Here is a 3,825-nt window from a genome sequence, read left to right on the forward strand (position 1 = left end):
TGGGAGCCACTTATCTGTTGTTCAAGCATCTGCATGTGCAGGTGGAAATGCAGAGGATGAAATATTTCAGTGGAGGGTTGACATACAAAATTCATTTGAAATAATTAGTGAAAAAATCAGAGGAGGGGATGTTTGATACTATCAGACATCCCTTTTCTGTATTATATATGTAAGATTAACGGCGGAATTCAAATTTTAATCGTAATTTTGTAGCCCATTATGAGTAGAATAATAGCCATAGACTACGGTCGGAAACGCACGGGAATAGCCGTGAGTGATACATTGCAGATGATTGCGAATGGACTGACAACTGTGCCTACACACCAATTGTTGCAGTTTCTTCTTGATTATGTGGCTAAGGAGCCGGTAGAGCGTATCTTGGTAGGCCTTCCTAAGCAGATGAATAATGAGGCTTCGGAAAACATGAAGAATATCGAACCTTTTGTCCGTTCGCTGAAGAAGAAACTGCCTGACATGCCGGTTGAATATGTAGACGAGCGTTTTACTTCTGTTCTGGCTCATCGGACGATGCTTGAGGCCGGATTGAAAAAGAAAGACCGCCAAAATAAAGCACTGGTGGATGAAATCAGTGCAACTATTATTCTGCAAACTTATTTAGAGAACAAACGTTTCTCTTTTTTATAATGTATAGAAAGTAATTTGTAATTAGTAATTTGTAGTAAAGGAAATGATTTTACCCATTTATGTGTACGGCCAGCCCGTATTGAGAAAGGTAGCAGAGGATATTGCCCCGGACTATCCGAATTTGAAAGAACTTATTGAGAATATGTTCGAAACGATGGACAATGCTGAAGGTGTGGGACTTGCTGCACCGCAAATAGGTTTGCCTATCCGCGTAGTAACCATTAATCTGGATGTCTTGTCTGATGATTTGCCAGAATATAAAGATTTCCGCAAGGCGTATATCAATGCCCATATTCTGGAAGTGTCCGGTGAGGAAGTTTCTATGGACGAGGGTTGCTTGAGCCTTCCAGGAATTCATGAATCAGTGAAGCGTGGCAACAAAATACGCGTGCAATACCTGGACGAGAACTTGGAACCGCACGATGAGATTATCGAAGGTTACCTGGCACGCGTGATGCAGCACGAGTTCGACCATCTGGAAGGAAAGATGTTCATCGACCATTTGTCTCCGTTACGCAAGCAGATGATTAAAGGAAAACTGAATGCCATGTTGAAAGGCAAAGCACACTGCACTTATAAGGTGAAAACCGTAAAGAAATAAGTTTAACCATATAATATGGTATAAAAGGCTCAAAAAATATAAAAAGTGTTCCGCTAATCCCGACAAGTAAACGAAAAACGTTACTTTTGTTTCGTTTACAAGCATTTATAAAACAAGATGATAAGAAAAATACTGACAGCTATTTTGCTGTTACCCACATTGTTGTATGCGCAAATCAATACGGAACGGGTGATGACCATTGCTCGGAATGCATTGTATTTTGAGGATTACGTGCTTTCTATCCAATATTTTAATCAGGTAATCAACGCGAAACCTTATTTATATGAGCCTTATTTCTTCCGTGGACTGGCAAAAATCAATTTGGATGACTATCAGGGAGCGGAGAGTGATTGTGATGCTGCGATTCAAAGAAATCCTTTTGTGGTAGGTGCTTACCAGATCAGAGGATTGGCACGTATCCGTCAGAACAAGTTTGACGAGGCGATTGAAGATTATAAAACCGCTATCAAATACGATCCGGAGAATGTGGTGCTTTGGCATAATCTTTCCCTTTGCCATATTCAGAAAGAAGATTATGAGGCGGCTAAGGAAGATTTGGGTACGCTTCTGACAATTGCCCCCAAATATACGCGTGCCTATTTGATGCGCGGAGAAGTCTCCCTGAAACAGAACGATACGATACAAGCTTTGCGTGATTTTGACAAAGCCATTGATATGGACCGTTATGACCCGGACGGATGGGGGGCAAGAGCCATTGTACGTCTCCAGCAGGGAAAGTATAAAGAGGCTGAAGCTGATTTGGACCAGTCTATCCATCTGAGTGCAAAGAATGCCGGTAACTATATCAACCGTGCCTTGGCGCGTTTCCATCAGAATAATTTGAGAGGCGCCATGAGTGACTATGATTTGGCTTTGGATATTGATCCGAATAATTTTCTCGGGCACTACAACCGCGGTTTGCTGCGTGCCCAGGTGGGCGATGACAACCGGGCAATAGAGGATTTTGATTTTGTGTTGAAGATGGAACCGGATAACATGATGGCCACCTTCAATCGTGGTTTGTTACGTGCGCAGACGGGGGATTACCGGGGAGCTATCAGTGACTATTCCAAAGTGATTGCAGAATATCCTAACTTTATGGCCGGCTATTATCAGCGTGCCGAAGCCCGTAAAAAGATTGGCGACCATAAGGGAGCCGAGCAGGATGAGTTCAAAATCATGAAGATGCAGATAGACAAGCGTAACGGTGTTTCTTCTGGTGACAAAAAGGAAGGTGACGACAGTAAGGATGTTGCGGATAATTCCTCGGAAAACTCCAATGGAGATGGTGGGAAGACCCGTAAGAAATCCGACAAGAACATGGAAAATTATCGGAAAATTGTAATAGCGGACGATTCGGAAGCTGACCAGCGTTATAAGAGCGATTATCGCGGACGTGTACAAGACCGGAATGTGACCATCAAGCTCGAGCCGATGTATGCTTTGACTTATTATGAGAAACTGAGCGATGTGAAGCGTATCGTACATTATCATAAGTATATTGAGGAACTGAACCATTCGAAACTGTTCCCGAAGCCACTGCGCATCACCAATATGGAAGCTCCGTTGACGGAGGAACAAGTACGCTTCCACTTTGCTTTGATAGACGCTCATACGTCTGATGTGGTGGCTGACGAGAAGAATGCCAAGAAACGTTTCATGAGAGGTCTGGATTTCTATCTGGTTCAGGATTTTGCCAGTTCCATAGATGACTTTACAAAGAGTATCTTGTTGGACGACACTTTCTTCCCGGCATACTTTATGCGTGCTTTGGTGCGTTATAAGCAACTGGAATATAAAAAGGCCGAAGCCACAATGAGTGAAGGTGCCACTTCGGGTACAACGGAAATGAAGAAGCCTGAAGTGACAGCCATCGATTATGAAGTTGTGAAGAATGACCTGGATCACGTTATTCTATTGGCTCCTGATTTTGTCTATGGCTATTATAACCGTGGCAATGTGTCTTCGTTACTGAAGGATTACCGTGCCGCCTTGGCGGATTATGACAAGGCGATTGAGCTGAGTCCCGATTTTGCTGAAGCATACTTTAACCGTGGGTTGACGCACATCTTCCTGGGGAATAACAAACAAGGTATTGCCGATTTGAGTAAAGCCGGAGAGTTGGGCATTGTCTCGGCCTATAATATCATAAAGAGGTTTACAGATACACGGGAATAACATTTTTTTGCTAAAAAATAGAATATCAAAAAGAATTAGCTATTTTTGCGTTCTGAAAAATGAAATATACATATAAACTATGATAAAGATAACATTTCCAGACGGCTCTGTTCGTGAATATAACGAAGGAGTAACGGGACTGCAGATTGCAGAAAGCATCAGTTCGCGATTGGCACAAGACGTGCTGGCTTGTGGCGTGAACGGAGAAATTTATGATTTGGGGCGTCCTATCATGCAAGACGCTGAAGTGGTTCTTTATAAATGGGAGGATGAGCAGGGTAAGCATGCCTTTTGGCATACCAGTGCCCACTTGCTGGCCGAAGCTTTGCAGGAACTCTATCCGGGCATCCAGTTCGGTATAGGTCCTGCTATCGAAAACGGTTTCTACTATGATGTGGACC

Annotated in this window: 3 protein-coding genes and 1 pseudogene; all 4 read left to right on the forward strand. The window is 43.1% G+C overall.

All coding sequences use genetic code 11. The features are described from left to right. Positions 1 to 219: 219 nt before the first annotated feature. Positions 220 to 645: a Holliday junction resolvase RuvX gene (gene ruvX / locus ABUA47_RS12760; RefSeq protein WP_005827870.1), complete on the forward strand. Its 426-nt coding sequence runs from the start codon at positions 220 to 222 to the stop codon at positions 643 to 645. Positions 646 to 688: 43 nt separating this feature from the next. Next, complete coding sequence (gene def, locus ABUA47_RS12765) at positions 689 to 1,246, forward strand: peptide deformylase (protein ID WP_005827872.1); 558 nt, start codon at positions 689 to 691, stop codon at positions 1,244 to 1,246. Positions 1,247 to 1,363: 117 nt separating this feature from the next. After that, positions 1,364 to 3,424 carry a tetratricopeptide repeat protein gene (locus ABUA47_RS12770; protein WP_035448040.1) on the forward strand — a complete coding sequence of 687 codons (2,061 nt, stop codon included), beginning with the start codon at positions 1,364 to 1,366 and terminating at the stop codon, positions 3,422 to 3,424. 139 nt (positions 3,425 to 3,563) lie between these two features. Continuing rightward, positions 3,564 to 3,825 (forward strand): annotated as a pseudogene (locus ABUA47_RS12775) (threonine--tRNA ligase); the annotation flags it as partial.

Source organism: Bacteroides sp. RTP31139st1_H2_RTP31139_211217 (assembly GCF_040227615.1).
GTDB lineage: Bacteria > Bacteroidota > Bacteroidia > Bacteroidales > Bacteroidaceae > Bacteroides > Bacteroides uniformis.

What these genes read in the sequence shown, in the direction of transcription:
- ruvX (WP_005827870.1), top strand. Translation starts at nt 220, where the DNA reads ATGAGTAGAATAATAGCCATAGACTACGGTCGGAAACGCACGGGAATA.
- def (WP_005827872.1), top strand. Translation starts at nt 689, where the DNA reads ATGATTTTACCCATTTATGTGTACGGCCAGCCCGTATTGAGAAAGGTA.
- ABUA47_RS12770 (WP_035448040.1), top strand. Translation starts at nt 1,364, where the DNA reads ATGATAAGAAAAATACTGACAGCTATTTTGCTGTTACCCACATTGTTG.